Annotated in this window: 23 protein-coding genes and 1 tRNA gene; 11 read left to right on the plus strand and 13 right to left on the minus strand. The window is 72.1% G+C overall.

Translation table 11 applies throughout. From position 1 onward, the window contains the following. Positions 1–11: 11 nt before the first annotated feature. Complete coding sequence (locus tag MRBLMI1_RS04550; RefSeq protein WP_367726965.1) at positions 12–1,373, minus strand: Wzz/FepE/Etk N-terminal domain-containing protein; 1,362 nt, start codon at positions 1,371–1,373, stop codon at positions 12–14. Between the two features lie 641 nt (positions 1,374–2,014). On the opposite strand from MRBLMI1_RS04550, the gene MRBLMI1_RS04555 reads away from it, so the two are divergent. Further along, the gene (locus tag MRBLMI1_RS04555; RefSeq protein ID WP_367726966.1) at positions 2,015–2,836 is read left to right on the plus strand and encodes a hypothetical protein; all 822 of its coding nucleotides are present in this window, start codon (positions 2,015–2,017) and stop codon (positions 2,834–2,836) included. A 45-nt stretch (positions 2,837–2,881) separates the two neighbouring features. Here the strand turns inward: MRBLMI1_RS04555 and MRBLMI1_RS04560 are convergent, their stop codons facing one another. Beyond that, entirely contained in the window at positions 2,882–4,369 is a 1,488-nt protein-coding gene (locus tag MRBLMI1_RS04560; RefSeq protein ID WP_367726967.1) for a sugar transferase, read from the minus strand. A 277-nt stretch (positions 4,370–4,646) separates the two neighbouring features. On the opposite strand from MRBLMI1_RS04560, the gene MRBLMI1_RS04565 reads away from it, so the two are divergent. Then, a complete protein-coding gene (locus tag MRBLMI1_RS04565) occupies positions 4,647–5,660 on the plus strand; it encodes a glycosyl transferase (RefSeq protein WP_367726968.1) in 1,014 nt (337 codons plus the stop codon). Next, entirely contained in the window at positions 5,657–6,520 is an 864-nt protein-coding gene (locus tag MRBLMI1_RS04570; RefSeq protein WP_367726969.1) for an alpha/beta hydrolase, read from the plus strand. Before MRBLMI1_RS04565 ends, MRBLMI1_RS04570 begins: the two co-directional genes overlap by 4 nt. A gap of 458 nt (positions 6,521–6,978) precedes the next feature. On the opposite strand, the gene MRBLMI1_RS04575 is transcribed toward MRBLMI1_RS04570, so the two are convergent. Continuing rightward, on the minus strand, positions 6,979–7,683 hold the full coding sequence (locus tag MRBLMI1_RS04575) for a hypothetical protein (RefSeq protein ID WP_367726970.1): 705 nt from the start codon (positions 7,681–7,683) through the stop codon (positions 6,979–6,981). A gap of 144 nt (positions 7,684–7,827) precedes the next feature. Between MRBLMI1_RS04575 and MRBLMI1_RS04580 the strand changes: the two genes are divergently transcribed. From MRBLMI1_RS04580 to MRBLMI1_RS04590, 3 genes are all read left to right on the plus strand, one after another. Further along, positions 7,828–8,499: a response regulator transcription factor gene (locus MRBLMI1_RS04580; protein WP_367726971.1), complete on the plus strand. Its 672-nt coding sequence runs from the start codon at positions 7,828–7,830 to the stop codon at positions 8,497–8,499. Then, complete coding sequence (locus tag MRBLMI1_RS04585; protein ID WP_367726972.1) at positions 8,496–10,085, plus strand: sensor histidine kinase; 1,590 nt, start codon at positions 8,496–8,498, stop codon at positions 10,083–10,085. The genes MRBLMI1_RS04580 and MRBLMI1_RS04585 overlap by 4 nt, the downstream gene beginning before the upstream one ends. Before the next feature lie 157 nt (positions 10,086–10,242). Next, positions 10,243–10,482, plus strand: a complete 240-nt coding sequence (locus MRBLMI1_RS04590) for a helix-turn-helix domain-containing protein (protein ID WP_367726973.1) — start codon at positions 10,243–10,245, stop codon at positions 10,480–10,482. Positions 10,483–10,553: 71 nt separating this feature from the next. Here MRBLMI1_RS04590 and MRBLMI1_RS04595 read toward each other — a convergent pair whose 3' ends face one another. Continuing rightward, positions 10,554–11,864: a hypothetical protein gene (locus tag MRBLMI1_RS04595; protein ID WP_367726974.1), complete on the minus strand. Its 1,311-nt coding sequence runs from the start codon at positions 11,862–11,864 to the stop codon at positions 10,554–10,556. Positions 11,865–12,196: 332 nt separating this feature from the next. On the opposite strand from MRBLMI1_RS04595, the gene MRBLMI1_RS04600 reads away from it, so the two are divergent. Both MRBLMI1_RS04600 and MRBLMI1_RS04605 read left to right on the plus strand, forming a co-directional pair. Then, the gene (locus MRBLMI1_RS04600; protein ID WP_367726975.1) at positions 12,197–12,997 is read left to right on the plus strand and encodes a helix-turn-helix domain-containing protein; all 801 of its coding nucleotides are present in this window, start codon (positions 12,197–12,199) and stop codon (positions 12,995–12,997) included. A 68-nt stretch (positions 12,998–13,065) separates the two neighbouring features. Then, positions 13,066–13,545 (plus strand): SRPBCC family protein, encoded by a 480-nt coding sequence (locus tag MRBLMI1_RS04605; protein ID WP_367726976.1) that lies wholly within the window; start codon positions 13,066–13,068, stop codon positions 13,543–13,545. A 61-nt stretch (positions 13,546–13,606) separates the two neighbouring features. On the opposite strand, the gene MRBLMI1_RS04610 is transcribed toward MRBLMI1_RS04605, so the two are convergent. The 6 genes from MRBLMI1_RS04610 to MRBLMI1_RS04635 form a co-directional block, all read right to left on the minus strand. Next, entirely contained in the window at positions 13,607–13,930 is a 324-nt protein-coding gene (locus MRBLMI1_RS04610; protein WP_367726977.1) for an ATP-dependent DNA ligase, read from the minus strand. A gap of 416 nt (positions 13,931–14,346) precedes the next feature. Next, a complete protein-coding gene (locus MRBLMI1_RS04615) occupies positions 14,347–15,318 on the minus strand; it encodes a helix-turn-helix transcriptional regulator (protein ID WP_367726978.1) in 972 nt (323 codons plus the stop codon). Next, entirely contained in the window at positions 15,315–16,247 is a 933-nt protein-coding gene (locus MRBLMI1_RS04620) for a helix-turn-helix transcriptional regulator (RefSeq protein ID WP_414685805.1), read from the minus strand. Before MRBLMI1_RS04620 ends, MRBLMI1_RS04615 begins: the two co-directional genes overlap by 4 nt. 90 nt (positions 16,248–16,337) lie before the next feature. Beyond that, complete coding sequence (locus tag MRBLMI1_RS04625; protein ID WP_367726981.1) at positions 16,338–17,285, minus strand: FKBP-type peptidyl-prolyl cis-trans isomerase; 948 nt, start codon at positions 17,283–17,285, stop codon at positions 16,338–16,340. 9 nt (positions 17,286–17,294) lie between these two features. Next, on the minus strand, positions 17,295–18,320 hold the full coding sequence (locus MRBLMI1_RS04630) for a tRNA (adenine-N1)-methyltransferase (protein ID WP_367726982.1): 1,026 nt from the start codon (positions 18,318–18,320) through the stop codon (positions 17,295–17,297). Next, positions 18,317–19,009 carry an HAD family hydrolase gene (locus MRBLMI1_RS04635; protein WP_367726983.1) on the minus strand — a complete coding sequence of 231 codons (693 nt, stop codon included), beginning with the start codon at positions 19,007–19,009 and terminating at the stop codon, positions 18,317–18,319. Before MRBLMI1_RS04635 ends, MRBLMI1_RS04630 begins: the two co-directional genes overlap by 4 nt. A 144-nt stretch (positions 19,010–19,153) precedes the next feature. Between MRBLMI1_RS04635 and MRBLMI1_RS04640 the strand changes: the two genes are divergently transcribed. After that, positions 19,154–20,017, plus strand: coding sequence for a PAC2 family protein (locus MRBLMI1_RS04640; protein WP_367726984.1), 864 nt, complete (start codon positions 19,154–19,156; stop codon positions 20,015–20,017). Between the two features lie 188 nt (positions 20,018–20,205). On the opposite strand, the gene MRBLMI1_RS04645 is transcribed toward MRBLMI1_RS04640, so the two are convergent. Further along, entirely contained in the window at positions 20,206–21,036 is an 831-nt protein-coding gene (locus MRBLMI1_RS04645) for an undecaprenyl-diphosphate phosphatase (protein ID WP_367726985.1), read from the minus strand. An 8-nt stretch (positions 21,037–21,044) separates the two neighbouring features. Continuing rightward, complete coding sequence (locus MRBLMI1_RS04650) at positions 21,045–22,346, minus strand: M20/M25/M40 family metallo-hydrolase (protein WP_367726986.1); 1,302 nt, start codon at positions 22,344–22,346, stop codon at positions 21,045–21,047. Positions 22,347–22,486: 140 nt separating this feature from the next. Between MRBLMI1_RS04650 and MRBLMI1_RS04655 the strand changes: the two genes are divergently transcribed. Both MRBLMI1_RS04655 and MRBLMI1_RS04660 read left to right on the plus strand, forming a co-directional pair. Continuing rightward, positions 22,487–22,571 (plus strand) — tRNA-Leu (locus MRBLMI1_RS04655). Between the two features lie 283 nt (positions 22,572–22,854). After that, on the plus strand, positions 22,855–23,898 hold the full coding sequence (locus MRBLMI1_RS04660; RefSeq protein ID WP_367726987.1) for an isopenicillin N synthase family dioxygenase: 1,044 nt from the start codon (positions 22,855–22,857) through the stop codon (positions 23,896–23,898). Between the two features lie 77 nt (positions 23,899–23,975). Here MRBLMI1_RS04660 and MRBLMI1_RS04665 read toward each other — a convergent pair whose 3' ends face one another. Next, complete coding sequence (locus tag MRBLMI1_RS04665) at positions 23,976–25,055, minus strand: VIT1/CCC1 transporter family protein (protein WP_367726988.1); 1,080 nt, start codon at positions 25,053–25,055, stop codon at positions 23,976–23,978. Between the last annotated feature and the right edge of the window lie 85 nt (positions 25,056–25,140).

Below are 25,140 nucleotides of genomic sequence, written 5' to 3' on the forward strand. Positions count from 1 at the left end.
GCCTCGTCCGGTCAGGCCCGCGCCGCACGCAGGTCGCGGTAGAGCGAGGTGGAGGGGTCCGCGTCGACACCGCCCACCGGGGCGTCCACGACGACGACCCCGACGGGGTCGATCCCCACGGCCCGCAGCCCGGCGGTCGCGGCGCTCAGCTGCGGGCGGGTGGCCCGCCCCGCCGTGACGGCCAGCAGCGTTGAGCCGGCCGCGGAGGCGGCGAAGATCGTGTCGCTGAGGGGCAGGGCGGGGGCGGCATCCAGGATCACCATGTCGTGGCTCTCGGAGAGGGTCTTGACGAGGGCGGTGAAGGCGGAGCCCGACATCAGCTCGGCGGGGCTCTGCGTCGTCTCCCCGACGGGCAGCACGTCCACGCCGTGCACGGTGCGGAGGGCGGCGGCCGCCTCCGTCTCGCCGCGCAGCACGCCCGCCAGGCCGGGGCCGTCGAGCGCGAGCATCTCGGTCACGGACCCGGAGCGGAGGTTGGCGTCCACGAGCGCGACGCGCACGCCGAACTCGGTCATGGCGAGCGCGAGGTTGACCGTCAGCGCCGACGACCGGTCGCGCGGGGTCGCCGGGACGACGGCGACGATGTCCAGGCGCGTGTCGGGCATGTGCCCGAGGACGGCGGCGACCGTGCGGTAGGCCTCCGCACCCGCGCTGAGCGGGGCGTCGGCGACCTCCGTGGCCGATCCCGACGCGCGCGCCGGGATGCTGCCGATGACGCGCGGCACCTCGTCGCCGTCGACGCCCACCGAGGCGGCGCCGTGGACGCGGCGGTCGCGGACGGCGGCCACGGCGATCCAGATCAGTCCGACCGCGAGACCGCACGCCATGCCGAGGGCGATGTTGACGAGCGGGTCCGGCGACACCGGCTCCTCCGGGGCCAGGGGCTCCTGCAGCGTGTCGATGCGGATCGGCGCCGTCCCGCCGCCGGAGGGCGTCTCGATGTCGAGCACCGTCTGGCTGAACGCGTCGACGAACGCCTGCGCCTTCTCCTGCGCCCCGGCCGCCGTGGGCGCATCGGCGGACAGGGCGAGGATCGGGGTGTTCAGGGGCGCCTCGATGGAGAGGTCCCGTGAGACGACCTCGACGGTGTCGGCGAGACCGAGGCTCGCGATGACCTCCTCGATCACGCGCGGCGACATCGCGATCTCCGTGTAGGCGTACGCCTTCTGCACGGCGTAGTTGTTCGCCTGGACCAGGTCGGAGGATGCCGCCCCCGCCGGGGCGTCGTACGTGACGACGAGCTGCGCCGTCGACTGGTACACGGGGGTCATGACGAACCCGGCGCCGAACCCCGCGGCGGCACCGATCACCACCAGCGCCACCACCGTCCACCACCACTTCCGGATTGCGCGAAGGAGGGTCGTGGCGCTCATAACGTGGTCCGTTCGTTCGAGAAGCTCGACGTGACCAAGTGGGAATCGGCACCGGAGTACCGAGAACGCTCCCCCCAGACACGTTCTTGGTACTTCGGAACGTACTGACGGCATGTTGCGCGCGTGTTGCCGTCGAGCGGCGATTTGGGACGGGGTGTGTCCCGCGGATGACCCCCGGGTGAACGTTCCCCGCATCCCTCCCGGACCTTCCGCCGTTCGATCTCGTGCCGTCGTGCGGAGTCGTGGCCCGACACGCCGCGGGACGACGGCCGTGGCTCGGCGTGTCGCCCCGGAACTCCGCAGGACGGTTGAGAGGGAGGGATGCCGCCGTGAGCTCGTGGCATCCCTCCCCTTCTTCGGTGCGCCCTCCGCTGCCGTCGTGCGGAGTCGTGGCCCGACACGCCGCAGGACGACGGCCGCGGCCCGGCGTGTCGCCCCGGAACTCCGCAGGACGGCAGCAACGGGACGGCGTGCAGCCGAAGATCAGGCCCATGCGGCACGATCGACACGTGGCGGATCGGCGAGGCACCGGGGCTCGAGGCTCCCGTCCGGGCCAGCGGCGCCCGGCGGCATCCCGCCCGGCGGCATCCCGATCGACCCCCCGCCGCCCGGCCGCCCGCCGCCGCCCCCCGCGACGCACCGTGCTGCTCCGCCGGCGCATCGTCGCCGCCGGCATCCTGGTGGTCGCCCTCGTGGCGCTCGTCGCCGTCGCGATCGTCCCGCTGGCCTCCCGGCTCGGCGCCGCGACCGACGACCGCCCGCCGCTGAACGCCGCCGCGTTCGATCCCGGTCTGCTCATCGAGGACGCCGCCTTCTACGACGGTGCGGCGATGACCGCGACCGAGATCCAGGACTTCCTCGACGAGCACATCGGACGGTGCGCCACCGACTCCTGCCTGAACGTGCTGCGGGCGGACCTGCCCGCCCGCGCGGAACTGGTGTCGGATGCCACCGGCCGGACCATCTGCGGGCCGTGGGAGGGCGGTGAGCTGTCCGCGGCGGAGATCATCGAGCGGGTCCAGCAGGCGTGCGGCATCTCGGCGAAGGTGCTGCTCGTCATGCTGCAGAAGGAGCAGAGCCTGGTCGCCGGGGCCACCGCGCGCGACCCCGCCCCCGAGGAGCTGGCCGCGGCGATGGGCGCGCGGTGCCCGGACGACGCCCCCTGCGACCCGGGCCGTGCCGGCTTCGCCGACCAGGTCGCGCAGGGCGCCACCGACCTCGCCGCCTACCGTGCGTCGGAGTTCATGCGGCAGCCCGGCGTGCACGTCATCGCCTACTCGCCCGACCCGGCGTGCGGAGGCTCCGAGGTGCGGATCGCCAACGACGCGACCGCCGCCCTGTACAACTACACCCCCTACCAGCCGAACGCCGCCGCGCTCGCGGCCGGATGGGACGAGGGCGACGCGTGCTCGTCCTACGGCAACCGCAACTTCGCCTGGTACTGGGCGGCCTGGTTCGCCTGAGCCCGCGTCCCCCGAGCCGCCTCCGAGGCGCCGGCGCGGACCGGCTCAGTACGCGCCCTCGCGCCGCACGACCGCGCGGACCGTCTTGAACAAAATCGCGAGGTCGCCTGTGAGGGTCCAGTTCTCGACGTAGAAGAGGTCCAGGCGCACCGTCTCGTCCCAGTCAAGGTCGCTGCGGCCGCTCACCTGCCACAGTCCCGTGATGCCCGGCTTCACGAGGAAACGCCGGTGCACGCTCCGTCCGTACAGCTCGACCTCGCGGCCGAGCGGGGGCCGCGGACCGACGAGCGACATCGAGCCGCTCAGCACGTTGAACAGCTGCGGCAGCTCGTCCAGGCTGAAGCGCCGGAGCACCGACCCGACCGCGGTGACGCGGGGGTCGTCCTTCATCTTGAACATGACCCCGTTGCCGGTGTCGGCGGCGCGCAGCTCGGCGAGGCGCTCCTCGGCGTCGACGTACATCGAGCGGAACTTCAGCATCGCGAACGTCCGGCCCTTCAGCCCCACCCGTTCCTGACGGAACAGCGCCCCGCCCGGGCTGGACCCCCGCACGAGGAACGCGATCGCGATGAGCAGCGGCGACAGCAGCAGGATGAGGGACGCGGATGCCACGATGTCGAACGCCCGCTTCACGTGCAGGCGCCCGCCGTCGTAACGGGGCGTCTCCACGTGCAGCAGCGGCAGGCCCGCGACCGGCCGGGAGTGGATGCGGGGACCGCCGACGTCCGTCAGGCTCGGCGCCACGACCAGGTGCTGGCGCCCCGGCTCGAGCTGCCAGCTCAGCTCCCGGACCGTCGCCGGGCTGAGCTCGTTCGCACTGGAGATGAGCACGGTGTCCGCCCCCAGCAGCTCCAACGCCTCGACCACCGAGACCGCCGTCGCCCGCGGCGTGGCCGAGCTGTCGACCGGCGACACGAAGCCGTCCGGATCGTAGGAGCCGACGACGTGCAGCCCCGCGCCGGGGACCTTCTGCAGGTCGCGGACGAGCGGCTCCACGGCATCCAGGTCCCCCACCACGAGCACCTTGTGGGACATGCGGCCGCGCCGCCGCTGGGCCACCAGCCACCGGCGGGCGAGCCACCGGCCGGCGACGAGGCCGACCCCGGTCGACACGCCGCCGATGGCGAGGATCGCGTGCAGACCGGCGAGGGAGGTCACGTAGGCGACGAGGGCGACGCCGGCGAAGGTGAACATCACCGACAGCAGGACGGCGCGGTACTCGCGGCTGCCGACGCCGAAGACCCGGGGGACGCGGCTGCCGGTCGACGAGAGCGTGACGAGCATCGCCGCCGCCAGGACGGCCAACGGGATGCCGACCGGCACCCACACCCGCCCGTCGAGCAGCGGAAGCATGTGCGGCTGCGAGCCGAACACGGCCGCCGCCAGGAGGGAGACCACGACGATGATGACGTCGATCACCACCAGGCCGCGGGCGTAGCGGCGCGCCCACCTCTCCCGCGCGAACGTCGGCGCCGCGCCTCCGCGCCGCGGCACGTCCTCGACAACGTCCTCTTGCCGTCGTGTGATCGTCACTGGGCACCCCCCGTCATCGGCTCGCCGCCGGGCTCCCCTCCCGGCACGCGAACCACTTCCCCGAGGTCAGCATGAACCCGTCCGGTGGAGAAAGGGTTACCCCCGTGTTACGGGGATGTGGAGTTTGCCCGCGCCCGGGGAGCGACCGTCCGTGGCCCACGTCGGGCGACCTTCACGCCCGGGAAACGCCCGCTTCACGTTCGGCGGTTACTGTCGCGCTCATGAGCAACCTGGGGGGCCGCGCTCGCGGGGACGGGCGCACGGAAGGCCGGCGCGGATGAGCCCGGCCGAGTCGATCACGGTGCTGCACTCGCTGGCACCGCCGGACGGCACCACCCGGTACGTGGACCAGATGACCGCTGGGGCGCCAGACGACGTCCACGTCGCGTACTTCAGCTGGCGACGGGCGCTCACCGGGCGCTACGACGTCCTGCACCTCCACTGGCCGGAGTTCCTGCTGCGCGGCCGGACACGCCGGCAGCGCCTGCGCCGCCGTCTCGCGATGCGGGGGACCCTCCTGCGCGCCCGCCTCACGCGGACGCCGATCGTCCGCACCGCGCACAACATCGCCCCGCACGAAGACGGCTCGCACGCGGAGATGCAACTGCTGCGCGCCGTGGACCGTGCCACGACGAGCTGGATCCGTCTGAACGACGCGACCCCGCTCGCGGACGGAGCGCACGGCACCACGATCCTGCACGGCCATTACCGCGACCGCTTCGCCGCGCACCCGCGCCGCGAGCGCGTCGACGGACGCGTGCTCTACTTCGGCATCATCCGCCCGCGGAAGAACGTCGAGCAGCTCGTCGACGTCTTCACCCGCCGGGACCGCCCCGGCTCGCACCTGCGCATCGTCGGGTCGCCGACGCCGGAGCTGGCCGAGCGCATCACCGCCCGGGTCGACGGCCGCGACGACGTCTCGGCGCGGCTGGCGTTCGTGGACGACGACGAGCTCGTCGCCGAGGTCAGCGCCGCCACGCTGGTCGTGCTGCCCTACGCCGAGATGCACAACTCCGGCGCGGCGCTCGTGGCGCTCTCGCTCGACCGTCCCGTGCTCGTCCCGCGCAGCGACGCCAACACCGCGCTCGCCGCGGAGGTCGGCCCCGGCTGGGTGCGCCAGTTCGACGGGGCGCTCGACGAGGACGATCTCACGACCGCGCTCGCCGCCGCGGCGGAGATCGACCCGGCCGCCCGCCCCCGGCTCGAGGGCCGCGACTGGGACGAGGTCGGCCGTCGCCACCGCGACGTCTATCGTGAGGCCATGGCCCGCGCCCGAGGAGGACGACGATGACCCCTATCCGCCGGAGGAGCCTGGCCGCCGCGGCCCTGGCGGTCCTCGCGCTGACCGTCACCGCCTGCACGCCGGGAGGGGACGCCGAGCCGACGGCCGCTCCCATCGTCGTCGAGAAGGACCTCACCTACCCCGGGGGCGACGGCAGCGCCCTCGGCGTCGACGCCTGCCGCCCCGACGACGACACGGCGCACCCCGCGGTCGTCCTCGTCCACGGCGGGGCCTTCTCCGAGGGCGACCGCACCACCATGGCCGGCGTGTGCAGCGAGCTCGCGAAGAACGGGTACGCGGCCTTCGCGGTCGACTACCGCCAGCTCCCTGCCACCTATCCGGCCCAGATCGACGACGTCCAGGCGTCTGTCCTCTGGCTCCGCGAGCCGGAGCAGGTCGAGCGCTTCCGCCTCAGCTCGACCGTCTCGCTCCTCGGCAGCTCCGCGGGCGCCATCATCTCCCTCAGCACCGCGGCTGCGCTCGCCGGCAACGACGCGCCCGTCGCCTCGGTCGTCGCCTTGTCGCCGGCGGGCTCGCTCACCGCGGACGCCGCGGAGCTCGGGGACCCGCGACCGGACCTGGAGAAGGTCGTCCTCGGGTACCTGGGGTGCGACGTCATCACGGACTGCCCGATCGCCGAGCAGGCGTCGCCCGTGGCCTCCGCTGCGCTGCTGCCGCCGACGCTCATCGTGCACGGCACCGACGAGCTCATCCCGCTGGCGCAGGCGGAGCTCCTCGACGACGCGCTGTCGACCGACGGCATCGAGCACGAGCTCGTCGTCGTCGACGGCACGCGGCACGGCCTGCAGCTGCTCGACAGCGCCGTGAAGGCCGACGTGATCGAGTTCCTCGGCGCGCACGCGTCCTGAGCGGCATCCCTCCCCCATCCCTTCCCCCTCGACCGTCCTGCGGAGTGCCCGGGCGACACGCCGGGCCGCGGCATCCCTCCCCGGCGTGTCGGACCCGGACTCCGCACGACGGCACGGAACGCGCTGCAGACGGACCGGAATGGATGCCACCAGCTCACAGCGGCATCCATCCCCCTCGACCGTCCTGCGGAGTTCCCGGGCGACACGCCGGGCCGCGGCATTCCTCCCCGGCGTGTCCGACCCGGACTCCGCACGACGGCTAGGGGCCGCACGGCAGACCGACCGGGATGGATGCCGCGAGCTCACAGCGGCATCCATCCCCCTCGACCGTCCTGCGGAATTCGCGGGCGACACGCCGGGCCGCGGCATCCCTCCCCGGCGTGTCCGACCCGGACTCCGCACGACGGCACGAGTCCGCATTGCAGACAGACCGGGGATGGATGCCGCGGGCCGTGAGGTCAGCTGCCCTGCGACGGCGTGGCGCCGGGGGTCGGGGCGTCGGCCGGCGGGGTCGGGGCGTCGGCAGGCGGGGTGGGAGCCTGGCCGTCGGCCGGCGGCGTGGGGGCCTCGCCGCGGGGTCCGCGGGGTCCGCCCTCGGCGTCACTCGGCGGGCCGGGACGCTCCCCCGGACCGCAGGCGCCGGGTCCCTCGCCGCGGGTCGGCGGGGTCTGAGCCGTGCCGTCGGCGGGCGGAGTGGGTGCCGTGCCGTCGGCCGGCGGGGTCGGGGCATCCGTGCCAGGAGTGGGCAGCGCGGTCGGCGCTCCCCCGTCGGCGGGGGCGGGCGCAGCCGTGGAGGCGCTCGTCGCACCGGTCGGCTGCGCGGCCAGAGCCGCCGTCCCGCCGGCGAGACCCGCAGCGACGACGACGGCGCCGACGATCAGGGCCGGTCGCGCCCACGTCCGCTTCTTCTGCGCCACGGACGCCGCAGCCGCAGGGCCCGCGGGAGCCCCGGACGCCCCCTCGTACGGCGTGAGCGGCAGTGTCTGCGCGTCGCCCGCGGAGTCCAGCCGGGCGACCTCCGCACGATCCGCGACGGACTGAGCCGCGTCCAGCCGGGCGGTCTCCGAGCGATCCGCGTCGGAGGGAGCGGCGTCGAGGCGGGCGGCCTCCGCCTCGTCGCGACGCTCGGCGTCGCCGTCGGCGGGGATGTTCTGATCGGTCATCATCTTCTCCTTCTCGGCGTTCTCCGCCGTGTCGATGACCAGCCTTCGAGCCGTGTCTGAAGCCCACCTGAAGCCGCCACCCCGGGGGCGATCGCATACCGTTCGCATAACCGTCGCCCAGCCGTCCGCCCTACCGTGGAGCGGATGTCCGCTGCTGCCCGTGTCCTCGTCGTCGACGACGACGAGACCATCCGTCTCGCCGTCGTCACGGCCCTGCGCGCGGACGGTTTCGTTGCCGAGGGCGCGGCCGACGGTACGGATCTGGCGGACCGGCTGCAGGCGTTCCGCCCCGACCTGGTGATCTTGGACTGGATGATGCCGGGACCGTCCGGCATCCGTCTGCTCCCCCTCATACGCGCCACCGGCGACATCGCCGTCATCATGCTGACGGCACGCGACGAGGTGGACGACCGGCTGCGCGGGTTCAGCGAAGGCGCGGACGACTACGTGGTGAAGCCGTTCACGATGGCCGAGCTCGTCGCCCGGGCCGGTGCGGTGCTCCGACGTCGCGGACGGCTGCCGCAGACGATCGCCGTCGCCGACCTCGTGGTCGATCCCGACGCCGCCGTCGCCCGCCGCGCGGGCGAGACGCTGGACCTCACCGCCACGGAGTTCCGACTCCTCCACCTTCTGGCCGACGGACGCGGGCGTACGCTGTCGAAGACCCAGATCCTGACGCAGGTGTGGGGGTACGAGGACTACGACCCGAACCTCGTCGAGGTGCACCTCAGCGCGCTGCGCCGCAAGATGGAGGCTCACGGGCCGCGTCTCATCCACACCGTCCGCGGTCTCGGATACCGATTGAGCGCGGCGTGAGCGCGCCCCGCCCGCTGCGGACGGGCTCGCTGCGGCTCCGGACCGCGGCGGCCGTGCTCGCACTGGTCGCGGTCCTGCTGCTCGTCCTGACGATCACCGTCGACGTGGCGCTGGGCGCACGGCTCCGCGCCCAGATCGAGGACCGCCTCCGCGACCGCGCGGCCGCCACCGCGTCGCTCGTCGGGACGGTCGACGACGCCGACCTCGCCGACCGCCTGTCGGCGCAGGGCCTGGCGGTCCGCATCGATGGGGCGAGCGGCGGGTCCGTGGTCGCCGGCCCGAGTCCCGATCAGCTGCGGAACGGGCCTCCCGGCGGTCCTCCCGCGGGCGGGCCGGGCGGCGAGGACCGCACGCCGACGACGACGACTCAGGATGCCACGGGCGTCACGGTCACGACATCCGAGGTGTCCGGTGACGACGATCTGGTGACGCTGCGGTCGACGCTCAGCGACGGATCGGTGCTGACGCTCACCGCGTCCGCCGCGGGCGTCCAAGACACGCTGGTGCAGGTGCGGTGGGTCATGGGGCTCGCGTCCGCGGCGATCCTGCTGTTGTCGGCGGGCGCGATCGTGCTGGTGGTCCGGGCGACGCTGCGGCCGCTGGACCGCGTGTCGCAGGTCGCGCGCTCGATCGGCGCCGGCGAGCGGGAGCGGCGCCTGAACCCGACGCGTCCGGACACCGAGATCGGCCGCGTCGCGACCGCGCTGGACGACATGCTCGACGACGTCGTGGGCGCCGAGAACGCCGCCGTCGCCGCGGAGGCGCGGCTTCGGGCCTTCCTGTCGGACGCCGCGCACGAGCTGCGCACGCCCGTCGCGGGGATCCGCGCCGCCGCCGACACCCTCGTCCGCGCGGACCTCGACGGGCCCGACCGCGAGCTGCTCGCGGCGCACGTGGCGCGCGAGGCCGCGCGGGCCTCCCGCCTGGTCGACGACCTGCTGATGATGGCGCGCGTCGATCGCGGTCTCGAGCTCGCCCCCGTCCGGACCGACCTGCGCACGCTGGTGGGCGCCGAGGCGGAGCGGGCGCGTCTGCTGCACCCGTCGCTGACTGTGCGGGAGAGGATTCCGGATGCCGCCGTGCCGGCACTCGTCGACCCGCAGCGCATCGCGCAGGTGGTGTCGAACCTCGTCGAGAACGCCGCCCGCGCGACGGACGGTCGCGGTGAGGTGACGGTCGACCTCCACGCGTCGGCGGACCGCGCGACGGTGTCGGTGACCGACGACGGCCCGGGCGTCCCCGCGGACGAGCGCGAGCGCATCTTCGAGCGGATGGTGCGCCTCGACGCCGCCCGGTCGACGGGCGGCGTCGGGCTCGGGCTGCCGATCGCCCGCGGCATCGCCCGCGCGCACGGCGGCGACGTGCAGTACGTCTCCGCCGTGCGCGGGGCGCGGTTCGAGCTGGAGCTGCCGCTCGCCGCGCTGTCCACCGCGGAGGCGCCGGGGGCGCCGTTCGCGGCGGAGGTGCCGGACGCGCCGTTCGCGGCGGAGGTGCCGGCGTCCCGGGCCGAGGATGAGCCTGGGCCCGGGACGCGGGGCGGTCACGCGCGGGCGGGGGCACCGTCCGACTCGACGCGAGCCAGGTGATGCCCGTCGTCCTCGGCACCAGGGCTGGTCACCTTCACGACGAGTGTCAGCAGGTGGCCCCCCTTATGGGGATGCTCCTCGCCGAGCACAGCCGCGAGCCCGAGCCCGCCCGCTCCCCCGACCGCGTCTACATCGCGGCGCTCGACTTCATCGAGGAGTGGGGCCGCAGCCCGTCGGTCACCTCGCCTCCGTGCACGAGGCGATGTACGTGTCACGGCAGTACCTGGCGCGTATCTTCGCCTCCCACGGCACCACTCCCGGCGCCGAGCTGCGACGTCATCGCGCGCGTCTGGCCCACCGGCTCCTCGCGGACGGGTTCATGGATGCCGCCGAGATCGCCGCCGCAGCAGGATTTCCATCCGTGCGGACGATGCGGCGGGTGCTGCGCAACGACTAACGGAACGGAAAGCACCAGAGAAAGGTCCCGGGCCAAACGGATCGCCGGCCCGGGACCTGAGAGTGACGTGATTATGAACAGGCGGGCTTGAGGAAGGCGGCACCACCGCCATCGAGCGAGAAGCCGGAGACGTTTGTGGCATTCTTCACCTTGGCCCACGTGCCGTCGTAAGAGTTCACGGTCCAGATGGTCTTGTCCGAATCGATCGCCCACACGGTCTTGCCGTCGGTTTGAATGCTCGTGAAGGTACCGGGCTGGCTCTTCCCGTAAAGCTCCCCGTCGCCGGAGTAAACCTTATTCGCTGTCAGGAAGTTTGCCCCACCCCCATTCACGGAGTAGCCCGAGACACTGGTGGCATTCTTGACCTTCGCCCACGTGCCATCATAGGAACCGACGCTCCAAACGGTGTTGTCGGAATCCACGGCCCACACCGTCGCGCCGTCTGTCTGAATGCTTGTGAAAGTCCCCGGTTGAGTCTTGCCGTAGAGCTGACCGTCGCTCGAGTAGACTTTCTTATCTTTCAGATAATTCCCGCCGCCGCCATTGAGGGAATACGCCGAGATATTGGTCCCACCCGTGACCTTCGACCATTTCCCATCATAGGAGTCGACACTCCAAAGGGTACTGTCCGAATCGATAGCCCAGACCGTTTTTCCATCGGTCTGGATCTTGCTGAAGGTCCCGGGCTGATCAGTGCCATAGAGCGACCCCTCGCTGTTGTAGACCTTGCCGCCCTTGAGATAGGTAGCGCCCCCGCCGTTGACCGAGTATTGAGTTACATCGGTGGCGTTAGTCACCTTTGTCCACTTGCCGTCGTACGAGTTGACGTACCAGACGTTCTTATCGGAGTCCATTGCCCAGACCGTCTTCCCAGTCGTCTGGATACTGGTGAAACTATTCGGCTGATCGGTGCCATAGAGGCTCCCGTCACTCGCATAGACCTGCCCGGTCGGCTTGCCGCTCACCGTGGCGTTCGTTGACGCACTTCCACTCGTCGCGGAGAACGTGCTGTTCCCACCCCTCCCCGGCACCTTGATGTCCGGCAGCGAGATCGAGCCGTCGGACCCGGTCGTAGCCGTGTAGCTGGTCGAGCCGTCGGAGAACGTATAGCCGTCCGCGAGAGTCACCGTGACCGACTCTCCGGCCGCCGCGACGCCGTTGCGGGTCGCGGTGACCTTCACGCCGGTGATGGTCTTGCAGCCCTCGCCGGAGTATGACGACTTGTCGAACGCGAGCTTGAGGTCGGTCGTCGCGGCGAACGCGGGCGCCGCCGTGACGACGGAGATGACGGGGATCGACCAGGCCGCTCCGGCGAGGATGGTCCGGCGCTTGACGCCGTCGTCGTCGACGAAGATGCCGTCACGGTTGAGGGAAGGGGTCATGAATGAGCCTTTCGTGTTGGGGGCAGGTGGCATCCACACTCCCGACATCGCCGCCGCCCTCCGACATCGACGTGTCGCGTCTGACCTGCGGGTTGTCACATCGACCGACGGCTGGTGATTTGCGTTTGCGGCACCGGGTGGCGGGCGTCGACAGGCTTTGACGTGTGTACGTTCCCGGTCGGAGGTGTTTCCTCTGACGAGGACGAACGTGGGCGGAGATGCGCTCCGTCGCGACGTGAAGGGCCCCGGTGCGTGATGCGGTGCAACCACGGAGACGCAGGTACCAGCTGGATGGACGTGCCGCTCTCGAGTGGCTGAGAGGACGGGGCTGGGTGGCCGCGCCGCCGACGGGTGCGCTGCTCGAGGTGGGGATCGTGTCGGACGAGATGGTGACCGAGGCGTTCATCGTCCGGCGGTTGTGGCACACGCCGCTCGACCTCGAACGGAGTCCGGCGCTCGCGCTACCCCGTCAGGACCGGGTGGCCGTCATGCTGCTCGTCGACGGCGGGGTCACCGTCTTCGCGGACGATGAACCACTCCCCCTGGCGGTGAATGACGCATTGCTCTACACCGCTGGCGGTCTTCGATCCATCCATGGCGACACACCCACTGCACGGATCGAGCTGTCTCTGGCGCGACCGCCGTCCGTGCTCTCCGGGTCGCCACGTTTCGTCCCCGGCACCGAATCCGCCGTGGCCCCCGCCGCCCTCAGCTCCCTCGCGAACGTCATCCTGAACGCCGAGGGCTCCCCGCGGGCCGTCGTCACGGAACCGCTGCGCAAGATGCTGGCCGCCACCGTGGAGCTGCTGGTCGCGGAGAACGCGACGCCCTCCTTCGGCGCGCGCCCTCCCCAGCGTCTGTTCGAGGATGCGCGCACCTACATCGAGACGTGGGGGCACAGCCCTACGGTGACGGCGTCGTCGGTCGCCGAGGGGATGCACGTGTCGCGGCAGTACCTCACGCGCGTCTTCGGCGCGCACGGCACGAGCATCGGCGCGGAGCTGCGCCGCCACCGTGCGAGCCTGGCCGAGCGCCTGCTGGCGGAGGCGCTGATGAGCCCGCACGAGGCGGCGACGGCCGCGGGCTTCTCGTCGCTGCGCGCCATGCGCCGCGCGCTCCGCGAGTCCTGTTGAGCAGCCCCGCGGTCCGGCTCCGCGTGGGAGGTGTCCCGACCTCTCCACGGCCACGGGAGGATGAGGTCATGGCATCCCGATTCACCCTCGTCACGGACATCGACGCACCGCCCGCGGCGGTGTTCGACCTGGCCCGAAACATCGGAGCGCACGTGGCATCCATGACCCCCTCCGGGGAGAGCGCCATCGGCGGGGTGACCACGGGCCTCATCAGGCTCGGCGAGGAAGTCACCTTCCGCGCCCGTCACTTCGGCGTGTGGTTCACGATGACGGCCCGCATCGTCGAAATGACTCCGCCCGAACGGTTCGTGGACGAGCAGACCCGCGGCCCATTCCGCCGATTCCGTCACGAACACCGGTTCGAGCCGAGCCCATCGGGCGGCACGACCATGACGGACACCATCGAGTTGGCCTCACCCGTTCTCGGGAAGGCGGTCGAACGTCTGCTGCTGGTTCCCTACCTTCGGCGGGTCATCGCCGGACGGAACGCCGTGCTCGCGGCATCCATCCGCCCTTCCGCCCCCGACGAGGAACGCCCGCTGCCCTGAGAAACGCCGGGTGAGGGCGTTTCTCGGTGCAGCGGGCGTTTCTCGGTGCGAACGGCCGGGCTCAGCGCCGGGCGTGCGTCGGCACGGGCACCGGGGCGATGCCCGCTGCGGTGAGCGTCAGGCCGTCGGCGCCGCTGGCGTCGTGCATCATCTGGTCGATGAGCTCGCGGTCGATGGCCGGTTCGCGGCCGCCGTAGAACTGCAGGACCAGGGCGTTCGACGCGTGGATCCACAGGCTCGCCTGCCGGACCCCCTCGTTGACGGGCACCTGGAGCATGAAACCCTCGTTGCGGCGCAGCTTGTTCATGATGACGATGCGGAGGTGGGCGAGGATGCGGTCGTCGATGTCGAACGACGCACGGTCGCGGTAGATGAGGCGTCCCACTGCTGGTCCTTTTCCGGCGCGCTGAAGCGTACCTGTGATGCAAGGGCGGGACCGCGCCGGGAAGCGCAGCAATGCGGGGACCTCCATTCTGCCACCTCCCCGCGGCATCCGGTCATCGGAACGGCTGCTCTCATAGCCGTCCCCCAGCCACCGCGCTCGTCTTCTGCAGGACCGCCGGTGCCCCGGTCACCCCACGTGACGGACGAGGGATGCCACGCCCCACCGCCCCTGCAGCCTCGCACCCCCACGGCCCGCTCCCGGGCTCGCACAGGCCCGCACACCGGCCAATCCGCAGGACCCCTGAGGCCCACGTCACCCCACGTGACGGACGAGGGATGCCACGCCCCACAGCCCCTGCAACCTCACACCCCCACGCCCCACAGCCCCACAGCCCCACAGCCTCGGGCCCGGGCGGCTCAGCCCTGGGCGCGGTACTGCTCGAGCCCGGCCGCGGCCCACGCCGCCGCCGCCTGTCGGGCGCCGGTCGGCTCGAGGACCTCGACCTCGCCGCCGCGGCGCGCCGCGAGGCGCTTGAGGCCGTGCTCGTCGGCGAGCCACAGCGTCGCCGTGGACGTCTCCCCGTCGGTCTCGATCTCGGCACGGGCGAGGTAGTCGCCGATGAGCGGGGCGACAGTCGACGGGAAGCGGAACCGCGTGGGCGCGTCGTCGTCGCTCGGGGCGAACAGCTCGGGCACCGGGTCGGCCCCGTGGAGGGCCGGGATGTCCGTGAGCGTCGGGTCGCTGACGCGGTCGAGGTGGAAGGTCCGCACGGCCTGACGCGTGTGGCACCAGCCCTGCAGGTACCACTGCCCGTTGGCGATGTGCACCTTGATCGGGTCGACGGTCCGCGTGGTGGGACCGGCGTCCGGAGCCCGGTACGTGAAGGTCACGGCGACGTGGGCGCGCAGCGCGCGGTCGACCACGTCGCGGACCCCGTCGACCGGTCCGGGGGCGACGATCACGGCCGCCGGCGTCGCCGAGGCCCCGCGGGCGAGCTTGGCCAGCAGACCCGTGACGAGCTCGTTGTCGCCGACACCCGGAAGGGTGCGGGCCAGCTGCAGCCCGGCCAGCAGCGCCGCCGCCTCGCGGGCGGTCAGACGCGGGCTGCGCTCCAGGCCGACGGTGTTGGTGATCGCGATGATCTCCTCGCGGTCGAGGAGGTCCCAGTCGATGTCGAACAGCTCGTTCGGCAGCTGCCAGTACCCGGCCTCGCCCGGCAGGCCGATGACCGTCAGGCGCTCCACCATCGCGCGCATCTGCGCCGGGCTGACGTCGAAGTCGTCGGCGGCCTCGGCGACGGACACCTCGCCCTTGCCGATGAGGTACGGCACGAGCTGCAGCAGCAGGGCCGCCCGGTCGAGGGCGGGCAGCGGACGGTCCATGCTCATCGGGCACCTCCGCTGTGGAGGGCGAGCGTCGCCTCGAGCCGGGCGACGACCGCGTCGCGCAGATCGTCGGGCGCCACCACGCGGACCTCCGGCCCGTACGAGGCCAGCTCGTCGGCGAACACGTGCAGGTCGACGTAGGGCACGACGATCCCCTGTTCCGCCGGCGTGGCCCGCCGGGCGAGCCGGAGCGCCGCCTCGGTGCCGGGGTGGACCTCGAGCAGCGCGCGCTGCCGGTCCGCGACCGCCCGCAGGCCCGCCAGCGCGCGTTCCCCGGCGCCGTCGCGCAGGGCAGGGTCGAACGACTCGCGCGTCACCGCGACATCGCCGACGATCCGGGAGAGGAGGAAGGTGCGGTCGGCATCCAGGTTCAGGTCATGCCCGAACACGTGCCACCGGGCCTCGTACTCGACGAGGGCCAGCGGACGCACACGACGCTCTCGCGGGTGGGCGGACCCGGGCCGCAGATAGGCGAAACGGACGACGCGCCCCTGCTCGATCGCCCGCTGCAGCACCGGGAACGACGCCTCGCGCAGGCTGATGCGGGGCGCGTAGCCGATGATCGGCTCGTCCACCGGGATGCCGAGGGCTCGGATCTTGCGCAGACCGCTCCGCGCGTCGGCCGACAGCGACTCGCTGCCCCAGACGCTGCCCGCGATGTTCAGGAGGGCGATCTCGGCCGGGGTGAACGCGATGTCCTCCGGGAGGGCGTACTCGGCGGTCGGGACGCGGTACCGCGCCTCTCGCAGGTCGTCCGGATCGGCGCGGTCGCCGATCGTCTCGATGGGCACGCCGAGACCCCGCAGGTTCTCCTTGTCGCGCTCGAACATCTTCTCGAGCGCGTCCTTGGACGCCCCGGCTTCGAACTGCTCGCGATACCCCGCGACGGACGACAGGATCGTGTCCTTCGTCAGCCCCTGCTCGGTCGCCATGAGCGCGACCACGAGATTGACCAGCCGCTCCTCAGGAGCGTTGCGAGGTGATCTGGGGGGCACCCGCCCATCCTAGGTGCGGGGTGGGACTCAGTCGTCGACGCCCAGCACGTCGATGACGAACACCAGTGCGGTGTCGGCCGGAGCGCGGAACGCCGACTGCTCCTCGGTCGTGTCGTCCGCGGGGACGACGACCAGCACCTGCGAACCGACCGTCTGGCCTTCGAGGGCGGATGCCACGGACTCCGGCAGCTGCGAGGGCTGCACGGCCACGGGGGCGGTGTCCCACGTCGAGACGAACTGGCGGCGATCGGTCCAGCCGACGCCGAGCACGTGGATGCGGGTGATCGCGTCTGCGGTGACCTCCGCGCCGTCGCCCTTCTTCAGCGTCTGGACGACCACGTCGGACGGCGCGTCGCCGTCGGGGATGGTCACGCCCGGCTGACCGTCGGGCGCACGGACCACGGAGGGCAGACCGAAGCCGGAGGTGAACTGGTCGGCGCCGTCGGCGGCGGCCAGGTAGGCGCGACGCACGTCGGCCACGACCACGGCCGAGCCGCCCGCGGGGATGCCGAGACCGGTCGCGGCCTGCTCGCCGACGCTGTCGTAGGGAAGCGAGACGACGAGACGCGAACCCTCGGTCGCGCACAGCAGCGCGCCGGAGAAGTCGGGGAACGTCTGGTCCCACACCGAGAGGGGCTGCGCGTTCTGCGTGTTGCCGTCGTAGCGGGAGCTGACGATGCGCTCCCCCGTCTCGCCGTTGTAGACGGTGAGGTCGAGCAGGACCGTCTGGTCCGCCTCGGTGATGCGCGTGCCGTCGCCCTGGATGACCGTCTCGACGGAGCGGTCCTCGGCGACGAACGGCGTGCGCAGCTCGACGTCGGGGATCTCGCCGAAGTCGCCCGACACCGTGACGAGGTCGTCGAGCCGCGCATCGGAGGTCGGAGCGGGGCACGAGGAGGCGGCGGATGCCGAGCAGCCGACCAGGCCGAATCCGGCCAGGGCGGTCACGGCGACGAAGGCGGGGAGTCTGCGCACCGGAACAGTTTAGGCGGTCGGATCCGCGGGCTCCGCCGCTCCGGTCGCGGCGTCGGCGGACTGCTTGACGCCCGCGGCGGCCTTCTGCGCCTCCCGGATGCGCTTGCGGAGGTTCTTGTCCGTGATCTCGCGGTCGCCGACCGCGCCGGGCGTCCACAGCTCGACGTCCTCGTCGCCGTAGCTCGACTTCGACGCGCGCCGCTTGACCTCGGGCGGGACGGCGCCGGGCGCGAGACGACGGGCGGTCAGGAGGAAGCCGGTGTGCGCCACCATGCGGTGGTCGGGTCGGACCGCGAGGCCCTCGACGTGCCACCCGCGGACCATGGTCTCCGAGGCATCCGGGTCCGTGAAGAGACCCGTGTTGCGGATGTACTCCGCCACCCGGCTCAGCTGCGTGGCCGTGGCGACGTAGCAGAGGACGACGCCGCCCGGCGTGAGGGCGTCGGCCGCGACGTCGATGCATTCCCAGGGGGCGAGCATGTCGAGCACGACGCGGTCCACCGAGGCGGGCGCGACCGCGTCGGGGAGGCTCTCGACCAGGTCGCCCACGACGACGTCCCACGTCGGCGGCGTGGTCCCGAGGAAGGTCTCCACGTTGGCGCGGGCGACGTCGGCGAACTCCTCGCGGCGCTCGAACGACACGAGGCGGCCGGACGGGCCGATCGCGCGCAGCAGCCACAGCGACAGGGCGCCCGAGCCGACGCCGGCCTCGACGACGGTGGCACCGGGGAAGATGTCGGCCGCGGCGAGGATCTGCGCCGCGTCCTTCGGGTAGACGATCGCGGCGCCGCGCGGCATCGACATGACGAAGTCGCGCAGCAGCGGGCGGAGGGCCAGGTACTCGTGGCCGGAGCTGTTAGTGACGACGCTGCCGTCGGGCTCGCCCACGAGGATCTCGTGCTTGAGGACGCCGTTGTGGGTGTGCAGCTCGCCGTTCTCGCGGAGCGTGATCGTGTGCAGGCGGCCCTTCGGGCCGGTGAGCTGCACGCGATCGCCGACCCGGAAGGGGCCGCTCAGGTGGGGGGTCTCGCTCATCGGGTCTCCAAGCGGGTGGGGGCGGCGGCGTGCGCGGCGTGCAGCACGGCCAGGTCGTCGGCGGTGCGGCCCTCGAGCGTGGGCCACAGGGCGTGGGCGCCGACCTCGTCGAGCGACACCATGAGCGGGATGCCGAGGGACACGGCACCGCTGGCGATCGCCGACCGCAGGCCGTTCGGCGAGTCCTCGATGGCGACGGTGTCGGCGATGTCGACGCCGAGCGCGGCAGCCGCCTGCAGGTAGGGGTCGGGGAACGGCTTCGGGCGCTCCACGTCGTCCCCGGCGACGACGACGTCGAAGGCGGGGAAGTCGATGAGGTCGACCACCGACAGGGCCATGCGCCGCATCGACATCGTCACGAGCCCGGTCTTCACTCCCGCGCGGCGCAGGTCTGCCAGCAGCTCACGGGCGCCGGGACGGAACGGGACACCGGTCGTGGCGAGCTGACGGAGCACCTCGTCCGTGAGGTGGGCGATGATCTCGTCGACGCTCATCCGGACGCCGGCGTTCTGCAGCAGCGCCGCCGAGTCCTCGAGCGCGAGGCCGACCATGCCGAGGGCCTGCGCGTGCGACCAGGTGCCGCCGAAGCTCTCCACCAGCGGCTTCTCGGCCGCCATCCAGTAGGGCTCCGTGTCGACGAGGGTGCCATCCATGTCCCACAGGACGGCGGCGGGAACGGGAGTGGTCATCGTTCCATCGTATCGAGCGCCCATCCTTTTCCCCCGCCCGCCCGCCCCGGCCCGGGCGGGAGCGCGCCGGGCAGCCCGCTCCAGCCGCCGTGCGCCGCATGCGCCTATCCTGGAAGTCAGCCCGGACCGGGCAGAGGAGGTCGTGTGGACGCACTGGGTCGCCGGATCATCGTCGCCGCATTCGATGGGTGGAACGACGCCGGAGAGGCGGCGTCCGCCGCTGCGGCGCTCCTGCGTGCCGATCGGGGCTACGAGGTCGTCCACACGGTGGATCCGGAGCTGTACTTCGACTACCAGTACACGCGCCCGCAGATCGGCCTCGACGCCGAGGGCCGACGGACGCTCACCTGGCCCGAGGCGACGCTGCTGCGGCCGGTCGAACGCTCCGACAACGAGTTCTGGCTGCTCGTGGGCGTCGAGCCCGCGCGCGCCTGGCAGGCGTTCTCGGCCGAGTTCATCGACGTCGCGCTGCGCGAGGACGTCACCGGCTTCGTCGCTCTCGGCTCGATGATGTCCGACGTGCCGCACACGCGCCCCATCTCCGTCTTCGCCGGGAGTGACAACGACGGCGTGCGCCAGTCCCTCGGACTCGAGAAGAGCATGTACGAGGGGCCGGTCGGCATCCTGAGCGCGATCGGTCACGCGGCCGAGGGCGTCGGCATCCCGACCGCCAGCCTCTGGGCGAGCGTTCCGCACTACGTCGCGGGTCACACCCCGTCGCCCAAGGCGACGCTGGCCCTGCTCGACCGCCTCGAGACGATCACGGGCATGGACGTGCCGCGCGGGGAGCTCTCCGCCGAGGCCGCCGCCTGGGAGGCCTCCATCGACGCGGCCGCGGCCGACGACGAGGAGATGAGCGATTACATCCGCCAGCTGGAGCAGACCCGCGACACGTGGGACTCGCCGGAGGCGTCGGGGGATGCCATCGCGCAGGAGTTCGAACGGTACCTGCGCCGCGGTGGTGAAGGTCCGGCCAAGCCCGGACGCGACGACCCGCCGCGACGCTGAGCGCTGCGCTGCTGCGCGTGACCGGTGGTCCGCGGCCGACGCCCGGCGATGAACGCTTTCTGCGCTCATGAACGCGCGCACCCCGCGTTTCTCGGCGCCAACAGCGTTCATCGCGCGATGCAGGAACGGGCACGGGAACGACGACGGCGCCGCCCCCGAAGGGACGGCGCCGTCGTGTCGTGTCCGGATCAGTACGGCTGGAGCACGCCCACGGACAGCAGGACGATGAGCACCGCGCCGAGGAGCACCCGGTAGATCACGAACGGCAGGAAGCTGCCGCGCTTCAGGTAGCGCATCAGGTACGCGATCACGGCGTAGCCGACGACGAAGGCGACCACGGTCGCGATGGCCGTCTCGCCGAGGGTGTACGGTCCGCTCGGCTCCTCGAAGCTCTGGTACAGCTCGTACAGGCCGCTCGCGAAGACCGCGGGCACGGCGAGGAGGAACGCGTACTCGGCGGCCGCGGTGCGCGTGTAGCCGAGGGCGAGGCCCATCGTCGTGGTCGCACCCGAGCGGGAGACGCCGGGGATCAGCGCGAGGGACTGCGCCGCGCCGTACGCGAGGCCGTGCGGGTACGTGATGTCCTTCAGCTCCCGCGTGCGGCGCCCGTAGCGGTCGGCGATGCCGAGGATGATGCCGAAGACGATCAGCACGATCGCCACCAGCCACAGGTTGCGGAACGTGTCGCGGATCACGCTCTGGAACGCGAATCCCAGCAGGCCGATCGGGATGGTCCCGATGATGATCAGCCAGCCCATACGGGCGTCGGGGTCGTTGCGCGGGACCTTGCCGCTCAGCGACTGCGCCCACCGCGTGATGATGCGCACGATGGTGCGCCAGAAGAACAGGAGCACCGCGATCTCGGTGCCGATCTGGGTGATCGCGGTGAACGTCGCGCCCGGGTCCGTCGCCGAGGGAAGGATCTCGCCCACGATGCGCAGGTGCGCGCTGGAGGAGATGGGGAGGAACTCGGTCAGGCCCTGGACGAGCCCGAGGATGATGACCTCGAAGATGTGCATATGGTCCTTCAGTACGTCCGGATGAGGTCGGCGAGGACTCGACGACCGAACTCGAGTGCGTCGACGGGGACGCGCTCATCGACACCGTGGAACATACCGGTGAAGTCGAGGTCGGACGGGAGTCGCAACGGCGCGAACCCGTAACCGGAGATTCCGAGGGAGGAGAGGGCCTTGTTGTCCGTGCCGCCGCCGAGGAGGTACGGGATGACGGGGACGCCCGGGTCGTGGCGGCCGAGCTGCGCGACCATCGCGTCGACGAGGTCGCCGCCGAAGGGCACCTCGAGACCGATGTCCTGGTGCACGATCTCCACCTCCACGGCGGGCCCGACGATGCGCCGGATGTCGGCCAGCGCCGCATCCTCGGTGCCCGGTAGGACGCGCACGTCGACGAGCGCCTCGGCGCGGTCGGGGATGACGTTGTGCTTGTAGCCGGCGGTCAGCCCGGTCGGGTTCGTGGTGGTCCGCAGCGTCGAACGCACGAAGGCGGCGGCGGGTCCGGTGCGGTCCGCGAGCGCGTCCGGATCACCCGCGTCATCACCCGTCAGCTCGGCGAGTCCCGCCAGCAGCTGGGTGGTCGTGTCGGTCAAGCGGACCGGCCACTCGGTGCGGCCGAGCGCGGCGACGGCCTCCGACAGCGCGGTGACGGCGTTGTCGGGGTGGAGGCGGCTGCCGTGCCCGGCGCGGCCGCGTGCGACGAGCTTGATCCAGATGAGCGCCTTCTCGCCGACCTGCAGCAGATAGGCGCGGCGGTCGCCCACGGCGATGGAGTAGCCGCCGACCTCGCTGATCGCCTCGGTCGCCCCGGCGAACCACTCCGGGCGGTCCTTGATGACGAGGGCCGATCCTTCGACGCCGCCGTTCTCCTCGTCCGCGAAGAACGTGACGATGATGTCGCGTTCGGGCTGCTCCCCCGCCCGCAGCAGGTCCGCGGCGGCCGTGAGGATCATGGCATCCATGTTCTTCATGTCGACCGCTCCGCGTCCCCACAGGATGCCGTCGCGGATCTCCCCCGCGAACGGGTCGACGCTCCAGTCCTCGGCGACGGCCGGGACGACGTCGAGGTGGCCGTGGAGGATGAGCGCCGGCTTGTCCCGGTTGCGGCCGGGGATGCGCGCGCTGACGTTCGTGCGACGCGGGATGGGCTCGTAGTACTCGGGCTTCAGACCGAGCTGTTCCAGGTACGCGCCGACGTACTCGGCGGCCTCTCGTTCGCCCTCGGAGCGCCCCCCGCCGTAGTTCGACGTGTCGAAGCGGATGAGGTCGGCCGCGACGCGGGCCACCTCGGGGATGTCGGTTCCGGGCGTGGACATGCGGACTACGGTACCCGCGCCGATGGCCCGCGCCCGGCAGGTGTCGCCCCGAGACGCGCCCGGCGGGCGCCGCCGATTCGAGGGCGGGTCCAGAGCGTGGTAAAGTCGTTCCTCGGTTGCGAAAGCGCCGACACCCAGATGCGCGGGTGGCGGAATAGGTAGACGCGCTAGCTTGAGGTGCTAGTGCCCGTATAGGGCGTGGGGGTTCAAGTCCCCCCTCGCGCACAGAACGACGAAGGCCCCCGGTTCATCCGGGGGCCTTCGTCGTTGTGTGCCCGGGCGGGAGGACATTGAACCCTCGCGGGGTTGGGCCCACGCCGCCCGAGAGGCTCCGCGCGCCGCGCAGCAGCGGGTGGAGGGGCGGTGGGGAAAGTCCCCCCTCGCGCACAGATGAGAAAGACCCCCGGGTTCGCCCGGGGGTCTTTCTGGTTTTGTACGTGACCCCGGGGTAACACCGGCGTGACACGGCGGCCGTAGCGTCGAGGCGTCCCTCGCAGAACGGATCCCCATGCCTCGCTTCCAGGTGCCCACGATCGACATCTCGGCCTGGGTCGGCCGCGGCTCGCCCGATTCGCGCGCCGCCGTCGTCGCCGCCGTCGACCACGCGTGCCGCACCGTCGGCTTCATGCAGATCAAGGGTCATGGCATCCCGGATGCCGTGATCTCCGACTTCGAGGCCGGGCTCGACGAGTTCTTCGCGTTGCCGTTGGCCGCCAAGAAAGCGTACGTGCGCCCCTCCGGGGAGAACCGCGGGTACAGCCCGCCGAAGAGCGAGTCCCTCAGCTACAGCCTCGGCGTGGACCCGGTCACGCGGATGAACGACTTCTTCGAGGCGTTCAACGTGGGGACGTCGGCCGCGGAGTATCCCGGCAGCACCGCGACCCCCGCGGACTACGCCGAGAACACCTGGCCCGCCGAGACCGCACTGTTCGAGCCGGCCGTCCGCACCTACTACGACGAGGCGCGCCGCGTGGCGCACACCCTGACCCGCATCTTCGCCGCGGCCCTGCGCGTGCCGGAGGACTTCTTCGACGGGGTGACCGACCACTCGATCGACGTTCTGCGCATGAACAACTACGCGCTGCCGCCCGGGACCATCGAGCTCGACGGCGAGCTGACCGGCATGGGCGAGCACACCGACTTCGGGCTCGTGACGGCGCTGTGGGCGGATCAGGTGAAGGGCCTGCAGGTGCTCGGACAGGACGGGTCGTGGAACGACGTCTCCCCCGCCGACGGGGCCCTGCTCGTCAACCTGGGCGACGTCGCGGCGCGCCTCACGAACGACAAGTGGATGTCGACGCTGCACCGGGTCAAGCCGCCCGTCATCGACGGCACGATCGAGCGGCGACGGTCGGCCGCGTTCTTCCACGACGGCAACGCCGACGCCGTCATCGCGCCGCTGCCGCACTTCGTCTCGCGCGAGGCCCCCGCCCTGTACGAGCCGGTGACCGTCAGCGAGCACATCGCCGCGAAGCTCGGCGGCTCGCGCGCCGGGCGCAAGAACGACACCGCGGTGCGGGAAGCCGCGCGGGTGATGGCCAGCCTGGGCTGAAGCGCGGCGCCGGTGCGCAGGCGGACGATCGCGGTCGCGCCCGGCACCGGCGCGAGGGGCGGAGGGATGCCACCGGCTCAGGCCGCGGACACCCCGAACAGCAGTCCGAGCACGTAGGTCACGGCGGCGGCCCCGAAGCCGATGGCGAGCTGCCGCAGTCCGCGCTTGAGCGGGGACGCGCCCGACAGCAGGCCGACCATCGCGCCGGTGGCCAGGAGCGCGACGCCGACGAGGGCGAGCGCGAGGACGACCGCGACGACGCCGGACAGCCCGAGCAGCCACGGCAGGACCGGGATGATCGCGCCCGACGCGAAGAACAGGAAGCTCGACAGGGCCGCACCCCACGCGCTCCCGACGACGTCGTCCGCGGACTCCCCCGGCGCGGCGCCGACGGGCGCACTGCCGGCCTGCGCCGCCGTGACGACCTCGCGGGCCTTGTCGAGGGCGGCATCCGCGTCCATCCCCCGTGTGCGGTAGACGAGGGCGAGCTCGTTGGCATCCAGGTCCAGGTGCGGGAGGGCGGAGTCGGCGTAGTCGCTCTCCTCGGTGGCCTCGAGCAGCTCGCGCTGGGACCGCACCGAGACGAACTCGCCCGCGCCCATCGACAGCGCGCCGGCGAGCAGGCCCGCGATGCCGCTGAACAGCACGAAGCCCGGGGCGACGCCGGTCGCGCCGATGCCCATGACGAGGGCGAGGTTGGAGACCAGCCCGTCGTTCGCGCCGAACACGGCGGCGCGGAAGGTTCCGGACAGGCGCCGTCGACCGCGGGCGGCGAGACCGCGCACCACCTCGTGGTGCACCCGCTCGTCGGCGGCCATCGCGGGGGTCGCGTACGGCTCGTCGGCGTACGGCGACCGGGCCTCGGCGTTCTGCGCCAGTGCGAGGACGAAGATCGACCCGAAGCGGCGCGCCATCCACGCGAGCAGCGTCGTGCGGACACCGGCATGCGGCAGGCGCTGCGGGGTGTCGCCGAGGAGGTCGAGCCAGTGGTCCTCGTGGCGTCCCTCCGCCTCGGCGAGCTCGAGCAGGATGGCCCGCTCCTCCCCCGTACGCCGGGACGCGAGCTCGCGATACACGCGGGCCTCGGCGCGCTCGTCGACGAGGTAGCGGGCCCAGCGACGGCGGTCGCGGGCGGTCGGTGTGGCGAGGGTCGTCACGGTTCTCCTTCAGGTCGCCCCCCACCGTAATGAGGCGCACCCCGGCGTCCGGGCGCGTCGGCCGATACTGACAGCATTTCGGGCC

The sequence above is a fragment of the Microbacterium sp. LMI1-1-1.1 genome (assembly GCF_040815675.1).
Lineage (GTDB): Bacteria > Actinomycetota > Actinomycetes > Actinomycetales > Microbacteriaceae > Microbacterium.